General features: G+C 51.5%; 22 protein-coding genes. 11 read left to right on the forward strand and 11 right to left on the reverse strand.

All coding sequences use genetic code 11. The features are described 5' to 3' along the window. Nucleotides 1-66: 66 nt before the first annotated feature. From KNO72_RS08330 to KNO72_RS08340, 3 genes are all read left to right on the forward strand, one after another. Complete coding sequence (locus KNO72_RS08330; protein ID WP_214757776.1) at nt 67-765, forward strand: ABC transporter ATP-binding protein; 699 nt, start codon at nt 67-69, stop codon at nt 763-765. A 12-nt stretch (nt 766-777) separates the two neighbouring features. Continuing rightward, a complete protein-coding gene (locus tag KNO72_RS08335; RefSeq protein WP_214757778.1) occupies nt 778-3,099 on the forward strand; it encodes an ABC transporter permease in 2,322 nt (773 codons plus the stop codon). Between the two features lie 84 nt (nt 3,100-3,183). Further along, complete coding sequence (locus KNO72_RS08340; protein WP_031422677.1) at nt 3,184-3,909, forward strand: hypothetical protein; 726 nt, start codon at nt 3,184-3,186, stop codon at nt 3,907-3,909. A 206-nt stretch (nt 3,910-4,115) separates the two neighbouring features. Here the strand turns inward: KNO72_RS08340 and KNO72_RS08345 are convergent, their stop codons facing one another. The 10 genes from KNO72_RS08345 to KNO72_RS08385 form a co-directional block, all read right to left on the reverse strand. Further along, nucleotides 4,116-4,442, reverse strand: a complete 327-nt coding sequence (locus KNO72_RS08345) for a thioredoxin family protein (RefSeq protein WP_214757780.1) — start codon at nt 4,440-4,442, stop codon at nt 4,116-4,118. Nucleotides 4,443-4,462: 20 nt separating this feature from the next. Further along, nucleotides 4,463-5,314, reverse strand: coding sequence for a DegV family protein (locus KNO72_RS08350; RefSeq protein WP_214757782.1), 852 nt, complete (start codon nt 5,312-5,314; stop codon nt 4,463-4,465). Nucleotides 5,315-5,439: 125 nt separating this feature from the next. Continuing rightward, entirely contained in the window at nt 5,440-5,859 is a 420-nt protein-coding gene (locus tag KNO72_RS08355; protein ID WP_214683721.1) for an RDD family protein, read from the reverse strand. A gap of 14 nt (nt 5,860-5,873) precedes the next feature. Further along, on the reverse strand, nt 5,874-6,950 hold the full coding sequence (locus KNO72_RS08360; RefSeq protein WP_214757784.1) for a nitric oxide synthase oxygenase: 1,077 nt from the start codon (nt 6,948-6,950) through the stop codon (nt 5,874-5,876). 74 nt (nt 6,951-7,024) lie between these two features. After that, on the reverse strand, nt 7,025-7,159 hold the full coding sequence (locus KNO72_RS15760; protein WP_256440204.1) for a hypothetical protein: 135 nt from the start codon (nt 7,157-7,159) through the stop codon (nt 7,025-7,027). 147 nt (nt 7,160-7,306) lie between these two features. Then, nucleotides 7,307-10,228: a type I pullulanase gene (gene pulA, locus KNO72_RS08365; protein WP_214730369.1), complete on the reverse strand. Its 2,922-nt coding sequence runs from the start codon at nt 10,226-10,228 to the stop codon at nt 7,307-7,309. A gap of 175 nt (nt 10,229-10,403) precedes the next feature. Beyond that, nucleotides 10,404-10,973 carry a hypothetical protein gene (locus KNO72_RS08370; protein ID WP_214687315.1) on the reverse strand — a complete coding sequence of 190 codons (570 nt, stop codon included), beginning with the start codon at nt 10,971-10,973 and terminating at the stop codon, nt 10,404-10,406. Between the two features lie 58 nt (nt 10,974-11,031). Further along, complete coding sequence (locus KNO72_RS08375) at nt 11,032-12,690, reverse strand: FAD-dependent oxidoreductase (RefSeq protein ID WP_214733882.1); 1,659 nt, start codon at nt 12,688-12,690, stop codon at nt 11,032-11,034. Nucleotides 12,691-12,704: 14 nt separating this feature from the next. After that, the gene (locus tag KNO72_RS08380) at nt 12,705-13,991 is read right to left on the reverse strand and encodes an arsenic transporter (RefSeq protein WP_214687317.1); all 1,287 of its coding nucleotides are present in this window, start codon (nt 13,989-13,991) and stop codon (nt 12,705-12,707) included. Nucleotides 13,992-14,027: 36 nt separating this feature from the next. Beyond that, a complete protein-coding gene (locus tag KNO72_RS08385; protein WP_047794990.1) occupies nt 14,028-14,345 on the reverse strand; it encodes an ArsR/SmtB family transcription factor in 318 nt (105 codons plus the stop codon). A 197-nt stretch (nt 14,346-14,542) separates the two neighbouring features. On the opposite strand from KNO72_RS08385, the gene KNO72_RS08390 reads away from it, so the two are divergent. From KNO72_RS08390 to KNO72_RS08425, 8 genes are all read left to right on the forward strand, one after another. Beyond that, the gene (locus tag KNO72_RS08390; RefSeq protein ID WP_214683708.1) at nt 14,543-16,024 is read left to right on the forward strand and encodes a SulP family inorganic anion transporter; all 1,482 of its coding nucleotides are present in this window, start codon (nt 14,543-14,545) and stop codon (nt 16,022-16,024) included. A gap of 69 nt (nt 16,025-16,093) precedes the next feature. Beyond that, nucleotides 16,094-16,507 carry a universal stress protein gene (locus KNO72_RS08395; RefSeq protein WP_047794988.1) on the forward strand — a complete coding sequence of 138 codons (414 nt, stop codon included), beginning with the start codon at nt 16,094-16,096 and terminating at the stop codon, nt 16,505-16,507. A 113-nt stretch (nt 16,508-16,620) separates the two neighbouring features. Then, the gene (locus KNO72_RS08400; protein ID WP_214683707.1) at nt 16,621-16,827 is read left to right on the forward strand and encodes a PLD nuclease N-terminal domain-containing protein; all 207 of its coding nucleotides are present in this window, start codon (nt 16,621-16,623) and stop codon (nt 16,825-16,827) included. Continuing rightward, complete coding sequence (locus tag KNO72_RS08405) at nt 16,824-17,672, forward strand: ABC transporter ATP-binding protein (RefSeq protein WP_214687318.1); 849 nt, start codon at nt 16,824-16,826, stop codon at nt 17,670-17,672. The genes KNO72_RS08400 and KNO72_RS08405 overlap by 4 nt, the downstream gene beginning before the upstream one ends. Next, on the forward strand, nt 17,672-18,430 hold the full coding sequence (locus KNO72_RS08410; RefSeq protein ID WP_214687319.1) for an ABC transporter permease: 759 nt from the start codon (nt 17,672-17,674) through the stop codon (nt 18,428-18,430). The genes KNO72_RS08405 and KNO72_RS08410 overlap by 1 nt, the downstream gene beginning before the upstream one ends. 103 nt (nt 18,431-18,533) lie before the next feature. Further along, nucleotides 18,534-20,291 (forward strand): C39 family peptidase, encoded by a 1,758-nt coding sequence (locus KNO72_RS08415; protein WP_251028308.1) that lies wholly within the window; start codon nt 18,534-18,536, stop codon nt 20,289-20,291. 191 nt (nt 20,292-20,482) lie between these two features. Continuing rightward, nucleotides 20,483-21,706, forward strand: a complete 1,224-nt coding sequence (locus tag KNO72_RS08420) for an exo-beta-N-acetylmuramidase NamZ family protein (RefSeq protein ID WP_371815839.1) — start codon at nt 20,483-20,485, stop codon at nt 21,704-21,706. A 110-nt stretch (nt 21,707-21,816) separates the two neighbouring features. After that, the gene (locus tag KNO72_RS08425) at nt 21,817-22,716 is read left to right on the forward strand and encodes a CAP domain-containing protein (protein ID WP_214757786.1); all 900 of its coding nucleotides are present in this window, start codon (nt 21,817-21,819) and stop codon (nt 22,714-22,716) included. An 87-nt stretch (nt 22,717-22,803) separates the two neighbouring features. On the opposite strand, the gene KNO72_RS08430 is transcribed toward KNO72_RS08425, so the two are convergent. Continuing rightward, nucleotides 22,804-23,202, reverse strand: a complete 399-nt coding sequence (locus tag KNO72_RS08430) for a hypothetical protein (protein WP_159562802.1) — start codon at nt 23,200-23,202, stop codon at nt 22,804-22,806. Nucleotides 23,203-23,346: the final 144 nt, after the last annotated feature.

Genomic DNA, 23,346 nt, shown 5'->3' on the forward strand with positions numbered 1-23,346 from the left:
CAGCTCGTCCATTCATTTCTCGAAAAGGGTATACCATACATAACGAGTAAAGGAGGCGTGTGTGGCATGATCAAACTACGGAACGTAAACAAAATCTACAAGACAGGCGACGTGGAAACGGCCGCCTTGAAAGACATCGACCTCACCATCCGGGATGGCGCGTTCGTCGTGATCCTAGGTCCAAGCGGGAGCGGGAAGAGTACACTGCTCAACGTCATCAGCGGACTCGACACGGTCACCTCAGGTAAGATCACGTTCGGCGACACCGTGCTGACCGACCTATCCGTCGATCAGATGACTGCTTTTCGACGCGACCATCTTGGCTTCATTTTCCAACAATACAACCTTCTTCAAAACTTGACCGTCTATGAGAACGTCCAAATCGGATCCGACTTAACGAAAGATCCGCTGCCGATTGATGAATTGCTCGAACAAGTAGGGCTCACAGCGGCACGTGACAAATACCCCTATCAACTATCGGGTGGTGAGCAGCAACGGGTCTCCGTCGCCCGCAGCCTCGCCAAAAATCCGGCCATTGTCTTTTGTGACGAACCGACGGGATCGCTTGACGAAGAAAATTCGAAAAAAGTACTCGAACTATTGGAACAATTGAACGAGACGTATCAAAAAACGGTTGTCGTCATCACACACAATAATGGAATCAGTGAGATGGCGGACGATGTCATCAAGATGAACTCTGGTCGGATTGTGGAAGTGACCCATCATGAGACCCGGGTCGCGGCACGTGACATCCATTGGGGATAAGGGGGTGACGACATGCTGTATAAAAACGTCTGGAAGACATTGAGTCGGAAGTGGATGCAACTCCTCGCCATCGCCATCATCATCGTCATGAGTTCACTCACGTACACGATGATGTTCTATGGCATCAGTGGAATCGAGGTCCCGACCGAAGAGTATCTGGAAGAATCGAACCAAGAAGACTTTGCGATTGACATGCTCAATCGGGTGACGGAAGAAGAGTTACGCGACCCCGCTGTCGCCACGCTCGCGGAGACAGGAGCGTTCACATTGGCTGACATCAAACAAGCCGATGCGGAAGTCTTCAATCGTCTGATCGCATCGCGAATCGCCGCCGTCGAACAGGAGATGCCGGATGCCACGATTGAACTCCGTGACTTGAAAGCCATCACCTACACGTTCGATGACACCGAGCATCGGGGAATGATCGTCAAAGAATCAGACACGATCAACCGCTCCTACCTCGAAGCCGGTGATCGACCGAGCGCGAATGACGAAATCGCTTTGAACAAAAAATATGCAGAAGAGAACGGCATCGACATCGGAGACACAATCGACATCGGTAAACCGTTCACGGTGAGTGGATTTGTCCTCTTTCCGGACTACACGCTCCCCCTGTTCGATGATAACTTCTTCAACTTGGACCCAGGTTCACAGACCCTCCTCCTGATGACGGATGAATCGTTCGAAACATTCGTCGGGCAAGAGTCGTTTCGACTGTCCGGGGTGACCGATCAACCGATTAAGACCGACCTCGAGCTCCCGTTCGTCGTCTCGGTCATGGAGACGGAGAACATCATTCGAAGCGGCGCCATCTACAGCGAGATTTCATCCGGCAAGGCGATGGCGCTCGGACTCAGTCTCTTTATCGTCTCCATCGCTGTCATCATCGTCGCCATCCTGATCTCGAATATGCTCGGGGCGGAACGAGGACAAATCGGACTGTTGAAGGCGATTGGTTATAGTCGTCGGCAAATCGCATCGCCTTACTTGGTGCTCATCTTGGTTTTCGCATTCTTTATGCTCATCATCGGTTATTTCCTGGGGCTTTATTTCGCGAACCCGTTGAAAGAACTCTATCTCGACTTCTATCTCTTACCGTCCATCACCATCGCCCAAAGTCCACTTGAGTTCGTGACAGCCGTGTTCGCCCCGCTCCTCTTCTTTGCGCTCGTCGCGGGAGCCGTCATCTATAAAATTATGGGAGAGAGCGCCCTTGCCCTCTTGTCACCACGGGACAATGTCTCATTGAATCGACTCAGTCGACTTGTCAGTCGCCTGTTGAGACGGGCGAGTGGCAAGACGAAGTTCAAATATTTGTATGCCGTCAAGAGCACGGGGAGTTTTCTCATCTTCTTTCTCGGGATCCTCTTCTCGACGATTCTCATCGTTTTCGCCCTCATGATGAACGGCGCCGTCGACCGTATGACCGTTGGCGGATTGAACGAAGCGGTGTATGAATACGAGGCGTATACAGACGGGACACCGGTTTTAGAAGCGGGACAAGAACCGTTCCTCACCTATCCGTTTGCCTTTGTCGAAGATAAGCTGATTACCTTGAAGGGACTCGACTTCGACAACACCTTGTTCCCCCTCCGAAACGAAGATGGGGATGCGTTGACAGTTGAACCTGACGGCCTTGTCGTCTCTTCTTCACTCGCCCTGAAGCTCGGGCTCGACGTGGGTCAAGATATCGATGTCGCACTCGACGGGGACACGTTGAGCTATCCTGTCATCGGGATTGCCGATGAATTCTCCGGGGATTTCGCCTACTTACCCCGGACGACGTTAAGTGAACTACTCACGGACGGGGCGATGGATGACCTGTTCAACGGCATCTACGCGACGGAACGCCCGAACGCATCGGACTATCCGACCGTCCTGTCACGTCAAGGGTTGATCGATCAGTCCGAATCAATCAATCAATATATGAATTTCATGATGAACGTCTTGATTGGCGGGGCGTCCCTCATCGCTTTCAGCATCCTGTTCGTCTTGACGGCGCTGACGGTCGAGAAGAACTATTACGTCATCTCCTTGTTGAAAGTGATGGGATATGAGAAACGGGAAGTCCGCTCCATGATTTTGAACAGCTATTTCATCTATGCGCTCATCTCTGCCCTCTTGAGCATCCCGATCGCCTTGTTGACGCTGCGGATCATCATCGTCGTATTCGCAGAAGATTATGGGCTCGTCCTCCCGCTTGAATTCGAATGGATCTATATCGTCTATACGCTCGGCGCTGTCGTTCTCCTCTTCTTCATGAGTACGTTCATCAGTCGCCGGAAAATCGATCAAATCCCACTTCAGGAAGTTTTAAAGACGTATCAAGAATAATTCATACCAAAATAGGGCATAATAAGAGATAGACCAGGTCTCTCCTGAGGAGGGACCTGACTTTTGCAGAAAAGGATGATATACATGAATCGTACACAAGTTATGCTCGCCATTCCCGGAAACTGGTCTTCCGCAGAAGGCGTCAGCGAACAAATCAGTTTACATAGTGAAGGCTACACGATGGCCGGTCTGTTGTTGCTCGAAGATGAGACAGGCAAGGCGTTCACCGTAGAAGTCGTCGAACGTGACCCCGCCCTCGCCGAGGCGATGATTCACGCGAGTTCTGGCGGATTCACCCCGAAAGTGGCGAAAGGAATCGCTCGTCACACGCATGTCGTCTACTTGATTGTCGACGTCAACGATTTGACAGACGTCGCCGCGGCGCGTCGTGCTGCCAACGCCGTCTTAAACGCAGGTGGACTCGGGGTCATGGTCGAGTCAGCTGGTGTCGCTTACTCGAAAGACGAGTGGCAAGAGTCAAAAGAAGAAGACCTCGCACTCGACTATTCGCTCCTCACGGCCATCACAGAAGAAGAGAACGCCTATATGTCCTGGGGAATGAAAGCGTTCGGTCATGCAGACGTGGCCGTACCGATGACACTCGACATTGAAGATGCCATCCACGTAATCCATTCGTTCAACTTCCACCTCATCTCCGGTGGCGCGATGTTCGGCGACGGCGACCATTTCGCCTTCGAAGACGGGCGTGCCTTCACGGTCGAGATGGGAGAAGACGAGCGGACGACCATCGACAACTTATTGCATAACCCGTTTGGCTTGATTTATCTCGTCCCACAAGCAGCAGAATAAGAAAGAGGCTGGACATAACCTAGTAGATTCATAAGAAAGAGGCCTCCGTGAGCGAACAAGTCGCTCACGGAGGCCTCTTGTCATTTTTATGGGTTCGCGCACGCATTTCGGACTAAAAAGAGGGATTCTGCCACCGAAAATCGGTGACCGGCCCCCTCTTTTTATCAAAAATCTATAAACCGGCTAGTTATGTCCCAGCCTCCTGTTCACGCTCGTCTCATTTCTTGCATGCGTTCGAGTTGATGCGTCAGTTCGCCGATTGGCACGAATCGTGCCCGACGGAGCATTTCTTTCCCGTTGATGAAAAAGAGGACGACCGGAACGGTGAAGATGGAGAAGGCGCCTGCGACTTCCGGCACCTCGTCCGAATCCACCGCGACCGCCTCGATTTCAGGGAACGCTTTGAGCATCTCTTCGATTTGAGGTTTCAGCGCATGACAGACACTGCATCCCGGATGTGACACGTAGACGAGCAGCTGTTCCGTGCTCGCAATCCGTTCATTCAATCCAGTCAAGGTTGTCATTGCTTCCATCTTACATTCCTCCTACTTGATTAAGCGTCAAGCCACAAGACACCGACCGTCTCGAATCCGGCATGTACCGCAATCGAAGGACAGAATCGAGTCCGTACGACTTCAAGACCTGGCAGTTTCGACTCGATGAGTGCAACGAGGTCATCTTGCATATTCGGTGCGAGAGCCGTCTGAACGAACACCCGATTGTCCTTCACACCGTTTTCCGCATGACGACGTTCGAGTTCACCGACCATCTCCGCATAAGCCTTCTTCAATGAACGGGCCTTTTTGAACGGGATGACTTTCCCCGTCTCATCGAGGGTGATGATCGGCTTGATGTTCAAGATGTTCGCAAGGAACATCTCACCGGAAGAAACGCGACCGCCTCGGCGCATCGTCTCCATGTTTCCGATGATCATGAAGAAGTTCTTCTTATCACGCCATGCTTCGAGAAGGGCGACGATTTCCTCTACTGACTTGCCTTCAGCTTCAGCAGCCTTTCCGATTCGGACGAGTTCTTGTTGCGCCTCGAGCGCGGCATGCGAGTCGATGGTGTATACGGTAAAGTCAGCCGCTTCTGCCGCTGCTTTCGAGTTTTTTACCGTACTGCTCAATCCATTCGAGCAATGGACGGCGATGGCACAATCATATCCCTCTTCTTTCAAGCGTTCGTAGCGGGCGATGAAGTCTCCGAAAATCGGTTGTGACGTCTTCGCTTCTTTCTTTTGGTCAATCATATACCGATGTAAATCTTCAAGCGAGAGTTTTGTTTCACTATAGCCGTTCCCGTCCACAATCAATTGAATCGGAACGATATCGACACCGAGACGGGCTGCCTCTTCTTGAGAGAAGTTGGCCATGCTGTCGGTAATCCATGCAATTTTTGTCATAACTAAAAATCCTCCAATGGTCGTTCATTTTTGTCCAATCCCATTATACCTTATTTCTCGTCCCTATTCCTACCCGACCGAATGGGACGAAAAAACAGAGCGACACGCGGTCGCCCTGCTCCTCTTCATTTGGTCGAGATCAATTTTGTATGGGCGAACTCATCGTGTGGCAACTCGAGGTCTTTGTTCGACTTCATCTGTTGGAGTGCACGGATGAGCGGAATCCCGAGCGTCGCCGGATAGACGACATCTTTATAGAGCGTCCGCTTCACGACTTGCTCGAGGGAGAGTGGGCGTCCGTCCGCACTCACGACTCGAATGCCGACGACGCGGTCACCCAATGTCTGACCTTTTTGATACAACATACAGTACACTTCACCTGCCATCGTCACGACGGTCGGCAAGTAATACCGTTTCACTTCCTTGTCTGGCCAAATCTTTTGACGGACGGCCTTTTCAATCAGTTTTGCCGGTGTCTGAAAGACGAGTTGGTCGATTTGACCCGCGACGGCTCGTTTCCAAAGTGGGACTGCCACAGCAATCATCCTTTCTCTCGGTTCTAGCCTCTCAATTCCTCTTTTACCGGCTGACGAAACCCTGAGAACGGACAACGACTCCTTGCGAACAAGTTCGGTGTTTTGATCTGATTGTCGTAATGCTCATGAAAAACGTGCGTCGTCGCAGGAGAAAGAGGCGGGATGAGCCAACTCCATTGCCCGGTGACGTCACGCCCCGCGTCCCGTTCGTTTTTTTCGAACCGCTTGAACTGTTTGGCAGCCGTATGGTGGTCGACGATGGTCACACCTTCCCGCTCGAACGATTGCAGGACGGCGATGTTCAATTCAACGAGTGCCCGGTCGCGCCAAAGTGACCGCTCTTTCTTCGTATCGAGCCCGAGCGACCGTCCGACGAGGGGCAACAAATCATAACGGTCGGTGTCGGCCAAATTCCGTGCCCCGATTTCCGTCTCCATATACCAACCGTTAAACGGGACCGACGTAAACCGTAGACCTCCGATTTCAAGTTCCATATCCGCAATCGCTGGGACTGCGTGCCATTTGATGGTCCGTCCGTCAAACAAATCCACATCCTCGTGCCGAATGTCCACCTCAAGCACGGCCTCACTCGGCAACTCAAACAAGCGGACGTCTCGTCCGTCCGTGATCATGAGCGGGAGGATATCAAACGGCGTGCTGGCTCCGACCCATCCGAGCTCTTTCGCGCGCTTCGTCATTGTGACGGACATCGGGTCTCCGATGATTCCGTCAGGTGTCTCATATCCCGCGTACCGAATCAATTGTGTGTTCAATAGTTTGAACTCATTCGGGAGGACCGTCATCGTCGAACGGATTTTTCCACCGTTCGTAGCGAACCGAAGATGGTCGACAAGATGGTCATAGACAGCCTCAAACGTATCGGCGTCCCGTGCATCGATCACATGGAGTGTCTGCCAAAACAAGCGGCCGATGCAACGATTCGAATTCCGCCACGCCACCTTGGCACCCTCACACAACTCTTCCGTCGTCAACGAATAAGTGCCCGTGCGCTCAATTTCATCTTTGATTTGTCGGAGGCGTTCGGACGGGTCGTCATGCCATTGCCGCATCCAGTCGCTCGCTTGTTCATACAGATTCATATCTAAATCTCCTCACTCGATTCTCTCTTTCTCCATCTTAGAGAAAAGGAGATCCCTGTTTCAACTATCTATTCTCACACGCGACACGTCGGGTACTTAGAACCCCTCTGTTGTTGAACGAGTTCGATATAGTCGGTGACATCTTCGTTTCCGCTTACTATCCGTGACGTCACCATTGACGCGATGAATCCATTTTTGAAAATCGCCATACAATCTCTCCTTTCGAAAGAGATGGAAGTTTCAAATGGAAATTCTCTTGTTCACACAAAATGACTAGTTGATAAAGCAATAATTACCAATTCTTCATCATTGTGCCATTAGAAAACCCCACTTGTTTTTCAAAGTGGGGTCAATGATTAGTTCCGTTCGAGGACGAACGTCTTGTATGCAGGCACGCTTACTTTTCCAGTCGCACGCTTGATTGTCTTCGTTCCGGCACGGTCGCCATCGACAATCACGTTCCAGTTCCCTTTTGGAAGGGTGACTTGGACATTCGTCGGGTTGGCGTTATGCGTGATGAACAAGTCGTTCTTTTGACCCGGCGCATCTTCGTCAATCGTGTACGTGATGACGTTCGCTTCCGCTTTGTGGAACGTCAAGAATCGTTTCACGTTGCTCGCTTTTGTCATCCGAAGACCTGGATTGGCTTTACGCATCTCAATCAAGCCTTTCATGTATTGGACGTCCGCCTTGCGGTCGGCTGCCCGTTTCCAATCGAGCTGGTTGATCGAGTCTGGTGATTTGTACGAGTTATGATCGCCTTCCTTCGTGCGCATGAACTCTTGTCCTGCGTGAAGGAATGTCGTTCCTTGGCTCGTCAAGAGAATGCTCGAGGCGAGACGATGCATTTTCGTCTTATTCACTTCAGACGCGATCGGGTTCGTCAACGTCAATTTATCCCACAACGTATGGTTGTCATGAGCTTCGACGTATGTGATCGCTTGCGTCGGTTCTTTTGTGAATCCTTTAATCGTGTCGCTATATGCGATCTCACCGACGATTCCCGTCTTCACTCGATTTTCCATACCTTCTTTTCCGTTGATGAAGCCTTTGTCCTCATCGTAGAAGACGCTTCCTTTCAAGCCGTCGCGGATGTTGTCATTGAAGTGGGCGATGCCCGGCATGTCGTAGGCGTTCTTTTGATTTGCTTTTAATTCAGCATCGAGCGGCGTACCGAGGTCCCATCCTTCTCCGAAGACGAGAATCGACTTGTCGACTCGATTCAACTCCGAACGAACTTTGTTCATCGTGTCGACATCATGGATTCCCATCAAGTCGAAACGGAATCCGTCCCAATGATACTCTTTTGCCCAATAGACGACAGAGTCGACGATCAGTTTTTGCATCATCGCCCGTTCAGATGCCGTATCGTTTCCGACACCTGTACCGTTGGCGAAGTCGCCACCTTCTGTGTAACGGTAGTAGTAACCCGGTACGATTTTGTGCAAGTTCGACGCCTGCGCATCGAACATGTGATTGTATACGACGTCCATGACGGCACGTAAATTGTTGTCATGTAACCCTTGAATCATCTGTTTCATTTCCATGATACGTACTTTCGCATCGTAAGGATCTGTTGAATACGACCCTTCTGGTGCATTGTAGTTTTTCGGATCGTATCCCCAGTTGTACGTCGCCATCGGATTCGTCTCATCGACAGAGGCCGTGTTGAAGTCATAGACCGGAATGAACTGAACGTGTGTCACGCCGAGATCTTTGACGTGGTCGAGTCCCGTCTTCGTTGCTGTTTTCTTTCCGTCAACGAGAAGACGTGTTCCTGGTTCGATGACACCGAGGTACTTGCCTTTGTTTTGGATGCCTGAGTCGTATTTGCCCGTCTTCACATCGAAGATCGAGAAATCACGGACATGCGTTTCATAGATGATTGCATCCGTCGATTGTTTCAACTTCGGTTTCATTGAATTCCAACGTTTTGGATCTGTCTCTTTCAAATCGACGATGACACCTTGGTCACCGTTCACGCCGACAGCTGTCGCATACGGATCGACCGCACGGACCTTTCCTGTCGCATGGGTCACTTGGTACGTATAGCCGATGCCGTCTAGGTCACCACGCACTTCTGCCACCCACGTGCCGCGTTCACCGCGTTTCATTTGAATCACTTTCTTCAAATCTTTATCATTTGTTGGTCGGTTCGTCGGCATGTTCCATAGTTCGAGCTCGACTTGTTGAGCCGTCGGAGCCCAGAGGACAAACTTCGTTTTCGACTTTTGGTACGTGACACCGAGTTTACCGTCATATGCATATTTCGCATCGAATTCTTTCGAACGAAGAACTTTGCCGGCTTGGAGCGTCTGTTCTCCAAACTCCGGGTGCGAAGCTTTGATGACTTTCGCTAAGTCGATGTCTGACTTGAATTGAATCGTCACCGACTTGTCGCTAGCCTTTTCAATCGATTCCACCGTTGCCCCGTCCACGCTCAATTCATCGATGAACGCATCCGTGATGACACGGTTCGTTGTGAGTGTCGCTTGACGGAACGTGTCCGCCGAGAACGAGACAAGCTTCGGAGAACGATCGATTTGAGGCTCTGAATAGTAGATTGTCGAATCTCCTTCAACGAGCCAAATCTCTTTTGCAGACCCGAGAACGAATCGGTCTTCCCCATCCTTCTCCGTCCATTCTCCTTTTTTCGTGATCAAGCCCATGAGTCTCTTCGATTCTGGGTTGGCGAGTTTCACGTTCGCGACGGCACCGAAATCATCAGCCCCATCGAATGCGATGCTCTGTCCGTCCCCACCGTCTGGCCAAGCCCAAAGACCCCAGTCCGTGTATGTATTGTCGTAACGGAAATAATGAACTTTCATATCGATTTCCGTCGAAGCCGTCTCCCCGTCCGGGTTTGACGTATAGATAGTCGGGTCGCCCGACTTGATCCACACTTCGGCGACGCCATCTTGAATCATGTCGCTCGTGATGAAGCGGTCATTTTCAGACCCCTTATCTTTGTCCCAGTTGTCCGTGCGGACGATGAGACCGATTTTTTCAGGTGAGTCGACCGGAAATTCGTAAGCCGCCACCTTTCCGAATGCATCCTCCCCGTTGAATGTGAAGCCTTTGTTCGGGAAGTAATCTGGGCCATTCGCCCAAAGCCATAAGTTCCAATCCTTTTCGTTATCCGGCGCCTCTTGATAATGGACGACGACAAGTGTCGACTTCCCTTTGTCTAAAGCGGACGTCGGCATCGGAAACATTGACAGAATTAGTGCAAACGTTAGCACAACTGCCCATACGGGTTTCCACTGCTTTTTGACCATGAGGGTCCCTCCTTGTAGCACTATTTTAAGAAAACGCTTACACAAAAATTGTAAACGGTTTCCTTGAGTGAAGCAACGTTATTTTAGAAAAGGGTCAATTGGCATTATTTTCTTTACAACCTGTCTAAGAAATATGAACTAAAAAGACGGGTCCCACTCATCATCACAGGATCCGTCAAAGTTTATTCCATTCTTCGAGCGACTCCAAGTAGTGAAGATAGCTCATCTTGATTTCTTCATCTGTTAAGTCCGCCGGTAAGAGGGAACGTGGGACTAGACCTGTGAACTTGGCGCCTCCGACATGTGCAAAAATATAAGAGGCGACTTGCTCTGACATGTCTCTTGTCAAAAAACCGGTCACATACTTCCCATCCTTGCTCTCGAAGACGATGTCGAGTCGGCGACCTTCCTGTTCATCGATAATCAACTGGTTGTAAAGTCGATGTGCCTCATCTTTGTACTTGTATCTCATCCCGCGTCTCGCATTGTCATCAATCTCCCACTGATGGTCTTGTCGCTCTTTCGCCGTGAATATTTTCTCGAGCATTCTTGGGTCATCAATCGTTAAGCAACAAAAGATATGTTCATACGACAGTTGATCGTCGTTCACCAAGTCCATGATGTCCGTCTTCGGGATAATCTTTGCCTTGTAACGCACCATGACACGACGGACGACTTCTTCTTTGTCAAAAATGAGCCACTGCTTCCGTCGCTCAAACTTCTCATGTAACATCTTATACTTCATTCACTTCACCTCATTTCCAGCATATCAAAAACGACGCCCGCAAAGGACGTCGTCTTGCTTAGTTCCCGTATTTTTTGAACAACTGATAGTTCTTATTTCCACCTGACAAGTTGTACACGTCGGTGAATCCGAGGTTACGCAGCACGTTCTGGGCCGCGTTCCCCGTCACCCCACCGTTACAGTAGACGACGGTCGGTTTGTCCTTGTCCATGTCTTTCGCCACTTCCCGAAGGTTACCGAGTGGGACGTTGACCGCACAATCGACACACGCCTTCTCGAACTGTGCTGCTTTCCGCGTATCGATGATTTGCATGTCTTCCCCGGCATCGATTCGCGTCTGAAGCTCGGCCGGTGTGATGAGTCGCGCCGCCTTGTCGATACTGTTCGACAGCACCATCCCCGTATACATGACCGGGTCTTTCGTCGTCGAGAACGGCGGTGCGTAGGCGAGGTCGAGGTGGAACAAGTCGTCGACTTTCGCCTTGAGCGTGATGACCGTGACGAAGACGTCGATTCGTTTGTCGACTCCTTCGAATCCGACGATTTGGACGCCGAGCAATTGACGTGTCGCACGGTCCGCGACCGCTTTGATCGTCATATCTTTTCCACCCATATAGGCAGGCTTGTCCGGCTTCGTATTATGAAGCACCTCGATATCGTATCCGAGTTCGCGTGCTTCTTTTTCGGCCAGCCCCGTCTGTGCGACGGCAAGTCCGAACACTTTGAAGATGCCCGTGCCGAGGATGCCGCGATGCTCGAGATGACCGCCCGTGATGACGTCCCCAGCGGTCCGCCCCATCTTGTTCGCTGTCGAACCGAGCGGACGCCAAATCGGTTTGCCCGTCACGATTGAGAAGCTCTCCGCGACGTCTCCTGCCGCATAGACGTCTGGGATATTCGTTTCCATCCGCTCATTGACGACAATCGCACCCGTTTCACCTAGTGTGACTCCCATCTGCATGGCGAGCTCGACGTTCGGACGGACTCCCACAGACAAGATGACGAGGTCGGTCTCAATCGTCTTCCCACTCTCCGTGACGACCCGCTCGACATGTCCGTCGCCAACGAGTTCTGTCACGGTCTCCCCGAGCATGAGCTCGATTCCATTCTTCTCGAGGTGCTCCTCGACGCGACACGCCATGTCCTTGTCGAGTGGCGGCATCACTTGTGGTACACGTTCGATGATGGTCACGTCCACACCGCGAAGCTTCAACTGTTCCGCCATCTCTAGACCGATGAAGCCGGCGCCGATGATCGTCGCATGTTTCGGGTCTGTCGAATCGACGAAGGAGCGTGTCGCCTCGGCATGTTGGATGTTTCGAATCGGGAAGACATTGTCCGACTTCACCCCTGGAATCGGTGGGATGATGCTTGACGCACCCGTCGCGAGGACCAGGACGTCATAGGCGTCCGTGAACGTGTCACCTGTCTCTAAGTTTTCGACCGTCACCGTCTTCGCGTCTTTATCGACGGCTGTGACATTGTGACGTGTCATGACGTCGATGTTGTAACGCTTCTTGAAGAAGGCAGCGTCACGTGGCGTCAAGTCGTCACGAGACTCGACCTCTCCACCGACGTAGTATGGAATCCCACATCCCGAATACGAGATGTCGTAGTCCCGGTCGTAAATCGTAATCTGTGCGTCTTCGTTGTTCCGACGTGCTTTCGCCGCGACCGATGTCCCGGCAGCGACTGAACCGATGATGACTAGTTTCATATATAATCCACTCCTCAATAAAGTAATAAGCTGATATATAGACCGAGCAACGTGATAGCCAATGTCGGAATCGTCAAGATGATCCCGACTTTAAAGTACTGTCCCCAGCCGATTTTGACCCCTTTCGTACGAAGGACGTGGAGCCATAGAAGCGTCGCTAGCGACCCAATCGGGGTAATCTTTGGACCGAGATCGGAACCAATGACGTTCGCATAGATTAACGCTTCCCGAATCTGTCCGGTCGTATGCGTCAAGTCGATAGCGAGCGCATCAATCATGACGGTCGGCATATTGTTCATGACAGATGACAAGATGGCGGCCAAAAAGCCCATCCCGAACGTGGCACTGAAGGCGTTCACCGCGAACCAGTCGATAAAGTTTGCCAGTACTTGAGTGAGTCCGGCGTTTTGTAAACCGTAGACGACGATATACATCCCAAGCGAGAAGAAGACGATGGCCCACGGTGCACCTTTCACGACTTGAGTCGTCTGTACCGCTGACGAGCGATTCGCCATCACGAGGAAGAACAAGGCGATGACACCCGCGACGAGCGAAACGGGGATTTCAACTAAATCACTCGTGAAGTACCCGATGACCAGTAACCCGAGTACGACCCACGATAAGCGGAACATCGTATGGTCTTTAATGACGGACGAAGGTTCAGCCAACTGTGAGGCATCATATCGTTTCGGGATGTCTTTCTTGAAATATAGATACAAGACGAGCAGACTCCCCGCGACCGCGAACACGTTCACAAATACCATCCGCGCGGCGTACTCGGCGAAGCCGATATCAAAGAAGTCGGCTGAAACGATGTTGACGAGGTTCGAGACGATGAACGGGAGACTCGCCGTATCGGCGATAAATCCGGATGCCATGACGTATGCCAAGACGATCGCGTCCGGCAGTTTGAGAGCCCGGACCATCGCTAAGACGATGGGCGTCAAAATGAGCGCTGCCCCGTCGTTCGCAAACAAGGCCGCGACGAGGGCACCGAGTAACGTGATATAAACGAAGAGCTTCACGCCGCCACCTTTGGCGATTCGTGCCATATGTAAGGCGGCCCATTCAAAAAATCCAATCTCGTCTAAAATGAGCGAAATGATGATGATTGCGATGAAGGTGAACGTCGCGTTCCAAATGATGCCCCACACCGTTCCGACGTCATCAAGATTGACGACACCTGAAACGAGGGCGATGACGGCCATCCCCATCGCCGAGTAACCGATGCCGAGGCCTTTCGGTTGCTTAATGATGAGGAAAAGCGTCACAAGAAAAATTAAACTAGCAATCCACTGCACAATGAGTTCCTCCTATAGTCTCTATTGTCTCTCTCCTTACATCGCACAATCCGGCTCACAATCACAGCTCGGTTCGACGGTTTCTAGATTGGCTAACAAATCGGTGACGAGCGGATAAAAGGGGCTCGTCTCGTTCAATCGGTAATGAATCCACTGTTTGTCTCGACGTTCTAACAGTAGTCCCGCCTGACGTAACATTTTCAAATGACGGCTGATCGCCGGTTGCGAGATATCGAAACAGTCGACGAAACTACACGCACACTGCTCGCCTGCCTCCATTTGTTTCAACATCGTCAATCGGGTCGGATCCCCAAGCACCTTGAGCACCTTGCTCAATTCTTCAACGGCATACATCTTCTCCCCACCTTTCATATAACAAATTCGTTATATAACCTGTACGTTATGAAATTACCATAGTTTTATACGTGAAGCAATTGTCATTTTGGACTCAATTCGATATGATGAAACACGTTGAAAATGAACGGATTCCATTATTTTGATTTTCGTGAGACTCGAAAATCAAATCATTATAAATAGAAAGGTGTGTTCTTTTGGAAAGATTGAATACGTTGAAACATGAATGGTTCGGAAATGTCCGGGCCGACATTTTGGCCGGGATCGTCGTCGCCTTGGCGCTCATCCCGGAAGCCATCGCCTTCTCTCTCATCGCGGGAGTCAACCCGATGGTCGGGCTCTATGCCTCCTTTATTATCGCGATGATCATCTCCGTTGCCGGAGGTCGTCCGGCGATGATCTCGGCTGCGACCGGTGCGATGGCGCTCGTCGTCGTCTCGCTTGTCGCCGACCATGGGCTTCAATATTTACTGGCCGCTGGTATTCTGACCGGAATCATCCAAATCGTTCTCGGTTACCTCGGCATCGCCCGTTTGATGAAATTTATCCCGCGTGCCGTTATGGTCGGATTCGTCAACGCGCTCGCCATTTTGATTTTTCAGGCGCAACTCTCTAACTTTGAAGGAGAGAGCTGGATCATCTGGGCAATCGTCGCCGCCTCGCTCGCCATCATCTTCTTGTTCCCACGTGTGACGAAAGCCATTCCGGCACCGCTCGTCGCCATCGTCGTCATGACGGTCCTCGCAATCACGCTTGGACTCGACACGAAAAACATCGGGGATATGGGAACGATCTCAGCGACGCTTCCAGACTTCTTGTTCCCAGATGTGCCATTCACGCTCGAGACACTCATGATCATCTTGCCGTACTCGATTTCACTCGCCTTCGTCGGCTTGATCGAGTCGCTCTTGACGGCTCAAATCGTCGATGACATGACAGGAACGGACTCGAACAAAAACCGCGAATCGCGCGGACAAGGCATTTCGAACATCGTCGCCGGATTCTTCGGTGGGATGCCAGGATGTGCGATGATCGGACAATCGGTCATCAACGTCTCGTCTGGTGCCCGTGGTCGACTCTCGACATTCACAGCCGGACTTGCCCTCTTCATCATGATCATGACGATCAGTGACGTATTGATGCTGATCCCGGTCGGCGCGCTCGTCGGGGTCATGTTCTTCGTCTCGTACGCGACGTTCGATTGGGGTTCGCTCAAAGCGATGCGTACCGCACAAAAGTCGGACACGGTCGTCATGCTCGTCACGGTACTTGTCACCGTCTTCACGCATGACCTCTCTCTCGGAGTGTTCGGTGGAATCTTGACGGCTGCCATCTTGTTCGCCGCTAAAATCTCGAAAATCGACCTCGGTCGAAGCGTCACGTCCGACCGCGCCGACTATACGGTTAACGGACAGCTCTTCTTCGCCTCGACGTCTGAATTCGTCAATCAGTTCGATGTGGCAGAAGACGCGGAAGCGGGGATCAAACACGTCACGATCGATTTTGCGAACACGCATCTGTGGGACGACTCGGCCATCGGCGCCATCGACAAGGTCGTCTTCAAATATCGCGAAGTCGGCATCGAACCCGAATTGCTCAACTTGAACAAAGACTCGGAAAAACTGCTCAACACGCTCGCCCTTCACTTGAAGCAACAAGACGCGAACGCAGGGCACTGATTCACCGTTCCCCCGACTCGTGAAATCACCTATACTAAAAGTAGAATGTGCGAAAGAGGAGGAGTTTTCATGGGAAAGGTATTTTTAGCGGCAGACGGTTCTGCCCACTCGAAACGTGCGCTAGAAAAAGCGATTCAGCTCGCAAAGGCGTCAAATGCATCGATTGACATCGTGCACGTCATCAGTGCGAAGGAATCGAAAGAAGCGGCCCTCAATTCGACAGGGAAAATCGACTTGGAGACGAAGCGAAAGCAAATGCTCAAGCCACTGTTCGATTTGACGGAAGCAGAAGGCATTGCCTACGAATATATCGAACTTCGTGGGGAGCCGGACGTCGAGCTCGTCAAATATGCGAACCATGAGCCATATGAATACGTCGTCGTCGGATCACGTGGATTGAACACGTTCCAAGAGTTCGTGCTCGGTAGCGTGAGTCATAAACTGGCCAAACGAGCTCTCGCTCCTGTCATCATCGTGAAATAACGCATCGTCCCCATCTCCGGCGTGAGATGGGGATTTTTTCGTGTCACATACAGGGGACATACCGTGCATGTAGAATGTTTTAAAGACAGCTAATTCAAAAGGAGGTTCTCGCGATGGACATCGCAAATGACCCGAATACACTTTTTCTCATCTTACTACCTGTTTTGATTTTGCAACTCATCCTGCTCGTCGTCGCCTTGATTGACTTGTTCAAACGCGACGTGACGAACGGTCCGAAATGGGTATGGCTTCTCGTCATCGTCTTCATCAACATACTCGGCCCAATCATCTACTTCTTATGGGGGCGGACACCGCGATGAAGGTCACGCATGTAACGAAAAAATTCGACTCCTTCACGGCGCTCGATGATGTCAGTTTCGAATTACGACCCGGCTGCACGTCTCTCCTTGGGGAAAACGGTGCCGGGAAGACGACGCTTTTGAACTTGCTCGCCCGCGTCACCCACCCGACAAGTGGCGATATGACCGGACACGAACGCATTCGGATCGGCTATTTGCCTCAGCGCCCGGCCCTCTATCCATCGTTGACACCCGTCGAGACGATTCGGTATGCCGCTGAATTGACGGGGACCAAACATGTCGATCCGATTCAACTATTGAAACGGGTCGGGCTCGAACCGGTCGACCGTCCGGCAACGAACTTATCGGGCGGGATGCGACAGCGACTCGGGATTGCCCAAGCGCTCGTGCATGACCCGGAACTCTTACTGCTCGATGAACCGGTCTCCGCACTCGACCCACGCGGTCGACGCGAAGTGCTCGATCTGTTGAGTGACTTGAAACGTGAGCGGATGATCCTGTACTCGACGCATGTCCTACCGGATGCTGAAGAAGCGAGCGACTGGGTGCTCTTGCTTCGCCAAGGCAAATTGCTTATGGAAGGGACCGTGACCGACCTACTCGGTTCGAAGTCGACCATCGAGTTGCGTCTCTTTGATGATCAGACGAGTGAAGCAGACTGGGCACAGTTAGAAGGCGTGGCCCGGACAACGAAACGGGGTTCCACGTGGACGTTTGAGTCAACGGACCGGAATCTCGCCGAACGGGCGATTTTGCGGCGTGTCCTGGAACGGAACGTCACCATACAATCGCTACACGTCGGCCATCCGTCACTCGAGTCCCTGTTCTTGGAGGTGAATGCCTGATGCGTACCGCAATCTTCAAACAGGAATGGCGAGAGTCATGGTCGAACAAGCGGCTCATATGGATTCCAATCGTTCTCATGCTCCTTGCCTCGATGCAACCGCTCACGCTCTATTTCTTACCGGATATCCTCGCCTCCGGCGGCAACTTGCCGGACGGCGCCGTCATCGAGCTCCCGACGCCGACACCAGAAGAAGTATTGATTTCAGTCAGTGAACAGCTCCGTCAAATCGGACTTCTCGTCGTCTTGTTGTCGGCGATGCACACGTTCAGTCATGAGCGGACGAACGGGACGCTCGCCTGGCTCAAATCGTTACAGATTCCGACGTCTCGCATCGTCGTCAGCAAATGGGCCCATTACGTCCTCTTGACGGTCGGTGGCCTCTTACTCGCCCAATTAGCGGCGGCGTACTATACGGTCATTCTTTTCGAGCCGTTTGATGTACCCGCATTTCTCGTCTCGACGGCACTTCTCGTCTGTCATTTCGTCGTTCAGCTCTCCATCTTCATTCTCCTCGCTGCCATAATTGAGAGCGGGGTCGTCGCGGTCGTCTTGACGCTCGGTCTCCATTTCGTCATGTCGCTCCTCATCGGATGGGTCGACCTCGATTGGATGCCATGGATGCTCGGTCCACAATCGAGCCAGGTGCTCCTGACCGAAGTGGATCTCGTGTGGCCACTCGTGACGGGAACCGTTGTCGTTCTCCTCTCCCTTTTCGTGGCATCGAAACGACTTCGATTCATGAGTCATTCGGCGTAAACGTCTGACCTCACAAATGATTCATTTGCCACTATCTTCCCTTGGATAAAAATGGTTATATTATTTTATATAGCATTTTTTGAAAATCGGGAGGCTTACTCATATGAAGTGGAAGACAACTACCCTATTTAGTTTAATTGCCGGCACCCTCCTTACCTCTCCCCTTCTGACACATGCGGAAGGTTCATTCCAACAGACGGAGAATGGCATCGTCTATACGTCGAGTGACGGGACGGTCTTGACGGGATGGCAAGAAATCGACGGCCATACATACTATCTGAATGAAGATGGCATGCTCCTCACAGGTTGGCAGGAAATCGAAGGGGCTACCTATTACTTTGAGACAGACGGTCGACTCGTCACGGGTGCTTACGCGATTGACGGCACGACATACACGTTTGACGAGAACGGAAAACTACTCACCGGCTGGCAGGAACGGGACGGTCTCGTCTACTATTACGATGAGACCGGTCAACCCGTCACGGGATTCCAGACAATCGCCGGCAAGCGCTATTACTTCAACGAGGATGGGGTCCGTCTCTCGGGATGGCAGCAGCTTGGTGACGCCAAGCATTATTTCTTCCCAGACGGCACCATCCGTACAGGGATGTATACGATTGACGGCAAGAAATATTATTTGATGGAGCAAGGGAAGAGGGCGACCGGATGGCAGACGATCGGCACACGTCGCTATTACTTCGGGGATGACGGGGTACGTCGCCAAGGACTCGCCCGGATCGGTGACAAGATGTACGGTTTCCATCCCACTTACGGATACCGTCTCGAAGGACTCTATCGCATCAACAATCGACACTATTTGTTCGGAAAATACGGCGACCGCAAGTATGGGCTACAGCGAATCGATGGTGTCATGTATGGGTTCCATCCGACGTACGGGTATCGGTTAGAAGGTGTCCATAAACTAAATGCACGCGTCTATTCATTCGACTCATACGGACGACGCGAATATGGGTTCCAAACGGTCGATGGGAAGAAGGTCGGATTCCACCCGACCTACGGATACCGGCTACAAGGGAAATTCCGATTGGATGGGAAGACGTATCATTTCCACTCGACGGGTGTCCCCGAGAAAGGATGGAAATATACGACCCAGTACGAGTATTACGCTCCCGCGTTGACGAAGAAGACGGATTGGCAAGCCATCGACGGCAAGTGGTATTACTTTGACACGTATGGAAAGATGTATCAAAACCGTCGTGTCGGCAACGCCTCGTTCGATGCGCGTGGCGCCTATTCTCAGGCACTGTCCATCTATAAGATGAGCGTCCCACTCTATCGTCAGTTCCCGATGGGCTATCCGTCCGGCTGCGAGTTCTTCTCCCTCAAGATGGCGCTTGAAGAGAAAGGTCGTGCCGTCAGCGCCTCGAGCTTATATAACGAGATGCCAAAGAGCATGTGGAACGCACGTTATGAGAACCGTCTCTATCGCTGGGTCGACCCAAACGTCATGTTCACGGGAGATCCGAAAGGGACGCTCGGCAAATATAAGAACTACGGGATTTATCCGAAAGGCATGGTCGGATTCGCCAGCAAATATCGTCCGGTGAAAGACTTGTCCAACCAAGGCCTCGGCTCGATCGAGCGCGAACTGTCGATGGGTAACCCGGTCATCGTCTGGGCGAGCGTCGACTTCAACAAACCGTACGGCTACTTCAACTGGTACACCGCTTCGAACAAGAAGTTCACCGGCTACGTCAACTATCACGTCATGTTGGCAACCGGCTATGACAAATCAAACTTGTATATCAACGACCCATATCGTGGACGCTTGGTCATCCCGAAATCAAAAGTGAGCGCCGTCATGAGCGCGACCGGATGGAAAGCGCTCGCGGTCAGATAAGTAAGAAGGAACGTGCCTTTAATCGAAGGGCACGTTTTTTGTGTGCGATTAGGAGAATAGTACGAAATTAAGAAATATAAATTCCTATTTTTATGATTAAATATTGAAATTTAATTTCCGGATGGTACACTCCTGTTAAGAAATTGAAGCGCTTACATGAATTAAAGGAGGAACTTCTGATGAAAAAATGGATGGGTGGTATGGCTGCGTTGACGATCCTCACGACTTCCATCGTCTGGTTGGATGCCGATGCGAAGTCTGAACCGAAAAAACCAAAGGTCGAACTCGGGGTCGACCGGTTGATGGAAAACCCGGAAATCTTGAAAGGAAAACGGGTCGGACTGATCACGAATCCGACCGGGATCAACGCGGAACGTACGAGCATCGTCGACCTGTTCGACCAGTCCGATGACTTCGAATTGACGGCACTGTACGGACCGGAACACGGCGTTCGAGGAGACGCCCAAGCCGGGTCGACCGTCAGCTCCTACATCGATGACGTGACGGGATTGCCCGTATACAGTCTATATGGTGCCACGAAGAAACCGACGGCTGAGATGCTACAAGATGTCGACGTGCTCGTCTTTGACATCCAGGATGTCGGGACACGCTACTATACGTATATCTATACGATGGCGTATGCGATGGAAGCCGCTGCCGAGAACGATATTCCGTTCGTCGTCCTCGACCGTCCGAACCCACAAGGTGGGCTTCGCGTCGACGGTCCGGTGCTCGACCCGGACTACTCCAGCTTCATCGGTCTCTATCCGATTCCATTAAAGCATGGGATGACCGTCGGAGAACTCGCGCAACTGTTCAACACCGAGTATCAGATTCAAGCCGACCTCGAAGTCGTCAAAATGAAAGGATGGAAACGTTCGATGATGTATGAGGACACGGGCCTCCCGTTCGTCATGCCGTCCCCGAACATGCCGACGACCGACACGGTCAACGTCTACCCTGCGACCGGATTGTTTGAAGGGACGAACCTATCCGAGGGTCGCGGGACGACGAAACCGTTTCAGCTGATCGGCGCGCCGTATATAAAAGCGCATGACTATGCGAATAAGCTGAACGAACTCGAGTTGCCGGGTGTCGCCTTCCGGGCCGCCTCGTTCACTCCGACGTTCTCCAAGCATGCGGGCAAACTGACGCACGGGGTTGAGGTGTATGTCACCGACCCGGTTCGATTCGAATCGACGCGAACCGGGATCGCGATGATTCAAACGGCTCATGACATGTATCCGGACGACTTCGAATTTTTAGCGAACGACTTCATCACGAAACTGACAGGAAACGCCTACGTGAAAGACATGATTCTCGAGGGAGCCCCGCTTAAAGACATCCTTTCGAAAATCGAGAACGAGCGGGACGCCTTCCTCCCGATTCGAAAAGAGTATTTGCTGTATAAATGACGCGAGGATGGGCTCACGAAGAGTCCATCCTTTTTGTAATGAAATGGTAAAACCAAAAATCACCCAAACAATATAGAATATAGGGAGTCCCACAAAAGGAGTCGATTCCATTGAAGAAGCATCTCTCTCTACTACTCACCATCATTCTGACACTCGGTGTGATCGGGTCGCCCTTCTCTATCAACCGCGTCCAAGCCTATTATGAGACGTCGATCAACACAACCGGTTACGTGACCAACATTAGTCAACTCAATGTCCGGCAGTCGCCTTCTTTGAGCGCGAAACGACTTGCACTCATTCCGCGAGACGGTTCGATGCGTGTCCGAACATCGTTCCAATTGGACGGTGTGCGCTGGTATAAGATTCAATGGGGCAGCGGCTACGCTTATCTGCCCGCCAAGTATGTCCGCTTGTCCACTGCCGAGGTGAAATTTACGAAACCGACGTACGTCAAACCGTCGAGCGTTTATTTAAAATCACGTCCGCTCACGACTTCTTCGAACGTCAAGTTCGTCCGGCAGGGTACAGAACTTGAGACTGTGTCATATCGCTATACCGGCACATCACGATGGTACAAGGTGCGCTACGGTTCATACACCGGTTACATCCTCGCCAACCATGTCAGCTTCACGTCGCCCGTCAATGTGTTGACCGAGACGAACAAAGAACGAGATGCTGCCGGCCTCTCTCTTCTCGCCGCTTCGAGTGAGGCGAACCGTGTCGCTCAAGTCCGTGCCGATGAGATGGCGCGTACGGGTCAATTCTCACACACGCTCAAGGAGAACGGCACACCCGGGGACACGTTAGACGCTTACCGTGTCCTATATCGGGGCTGGGGAGAGAACATCTATAAAGGATCGAGCGACCCGGTCCGGGCGGTCGATGCGTGGATGAACAGTAGTGGTCATCGTGCGAACATCTTGAATGCGAATTATACGCACCTCGGGATCGGCAAAGCGACCGATGCCCAAGGGTCGACCATCCATGTTCAAATCTTTTTAACGAAATAACCGCTGAAGGGACAGTCACGTCGTGGCTGTCTTTTTGTTCGGCAAAACAAAAAGCGGATTTGCATCCGCTCTTGAACCTGACACTCCTTATATCTCATGCTCTTTCACGAGCACACGAAAACGCGGTCGGACGGTCAATTCGATTGACGTCACGGTCCGCTTTCGATCTTCAGCTAGGACGATCAATAACTCTGCGTGGTCTCGCCGGTCTTCTAAAATCTCGACCTTGCTGACGGTACGGAGCAGTTGATAATATACAAGCTCCCCGTCCCCACCTTTAATATTGATTTCAAACTCGTGATAGCTCGGGGATATTTTAAAGTAGAACGTCTCTCCATGCTTATTCGTGAAACGAAAAATCGACTCATCATAATAGAACGGGAGTGTCGAATCCATTCGTTTCGGTTCGACTGTACAAAACGCAGAAAGCACGATTTCGTCTGGGAACAATGCCCCCTCTTGTTTATTGAATTGCCATCCTTTCATCCAAATCCCTCATTTCGACACTATAATTATCTGAATAATTAGATTATTGCACATTTCATGCGTTCCGGACAGGTAAATTCGTGACAATCCTCGAACACCTTTGTGTAGAACGAGGAATATTTCATATGCGAAAGGAGTATCACG

Origin of the sequence: Exiguobacterium sp. s123, assembly GCF_018617075.1 — a bacterium.
In the GTDB taxonomy this organism is placed as follows: domain Bacteria; phylum Bacillota; class Bacilli; order Exiguobacteriales; family Exiguobacteriaceae; genus Exiguobacterium; species Exiguobacterium profundum.

Bases quoted from the DNA above. Each gene is read 5' to 3' on its own strand.
- KNO72_RS08355 (WP_214683721.1), bottom strand. From the start codon at position 5,859: ATGATTGCTGTGGCAGTCCCACTTTGGAAACGAGCCGTCGCGGGTCAA.
- pulA (WP_214730369.1), bottom strand. From the start codon at position 10,228: ATGGTCAAAAAGCAGTGGAAACCCGTATGGGCAGTTGTGCTAACGTTT.
- KNO72_RS08375 (WP_214733882.1), bottom strand. From the start codon at position 12,690: ATGAAACTAGTCATCATCGGTTCAGTCGCTGCCGGGACATCGGTCGCG.
- KNO72_RS08360 (WP_214757784.1), bottom strand. From the start codon at position 6,950: ATGAATCTGTATGAACAAGCGAGCGACTGGATGCGGCAATGGCATGAC.
- KNO72_RS08340 (WP_031422677.1), top strand. From the start codon at position 3,184: ATGAATCGTACACAAGTTATGCTCGCCATTCCCGGAAACTGGTCTTCC.
- KNO72_RS08415 (WP_251028308.1), top strand. From the start codon at position 18,534: ATGAAGTGGAAGACAACTACCCTATTTAGTTTAATTGCCGGCACCCTC.
- KNO72_RS08430 (WP_159562802.1), bottom strand. From the start codon at position 23,202: ATGAAAGGATGGCAATTCAATAAACAAGAGGGGGCATTGTTCCCAGAC.
- KNO72_RS08335 (WP_214757778.1), top strand. From the start codon at position 778: ATGCTGTATAAAAACGTCTGGAAGACATTGAGTCGGAAGTGGATGCAA.
- KNO72_RS15760 (WP_256440204.1), bottom strand. From the start codon at position 7,159: ATGGCGATTTTCAAAAATGGATTCATCGCGTCAATGGTGACGTCACGG.
- KNO72_RS08395 (WP_047794988.1), top strand. From the start codon at position 16,094: ATGGGAAAGGTATTTTTAGCGGCAGACGGTTCTGCCCACTCGAAACGT.
- KNO72_RS08345 (WP_214757780.1), bottom strand. From the start codon at position 4,442: ATGGAAGCAATGACAACCTTGACTGGATTGAATGAACGGATTGCGAGC.
- KNO72_RS08420 (WP_371815839.1), top strand. From the start codon at position 20,483: ATGGGTGGTATGGCTGCGTTGACGATCCTCACGACTTCCATCGTCTGG.
- KNO72_RS08330 (WP_214757776.1), top strand. From the start codon at position 67: ATGATCAAACTACGGAACGTAAACAAAATCTACAAGACAGGCGACGTG.
- KNO72_RS08410 (WP_214687319.1), top strand. From the start codon at position 17,672: ATGCGTACCGCAATCTTCAAACAGGAATGGCGAGAGTCATGGTCGAAC.
- KNO72_RS08370 (WP_214687315.1), bottom strand. From the start codon at position 10,973: ATGAAGTATAAGATGTTACATGAGAAGTTTGAGCGACGGAAGCAGTGG.
- KNO72_RS08405 (WP_214687318.1), top strand. From the start codon at position 16,824: ATGAAGGTCACGCATGTAACGAAAAAATTCGACTCCTTCACGGCGCTC.
- KNO72_RS08385 (WP_047794990.1), bottom strand. From the start codon at position 14,345: ATGTATGCCGTTGAAGAATTGAGCAAGGTGCTCAAGGTGCTTGGGGAT.
- KNO72_RS08350 (WP_214757782.1), bottom strand. From the start codon at position 5,314: ATGACAAAAATTGCATGGATTACCGACAGCATGGCCAACTTCTCTCAA.
- KNO72_RS08400 (WP_214683707.1), top strand. From the start codon at position 16,621: ATGGACATCGCAAATGACCCGAATACACTTTTTCTCATCTTACTACCT.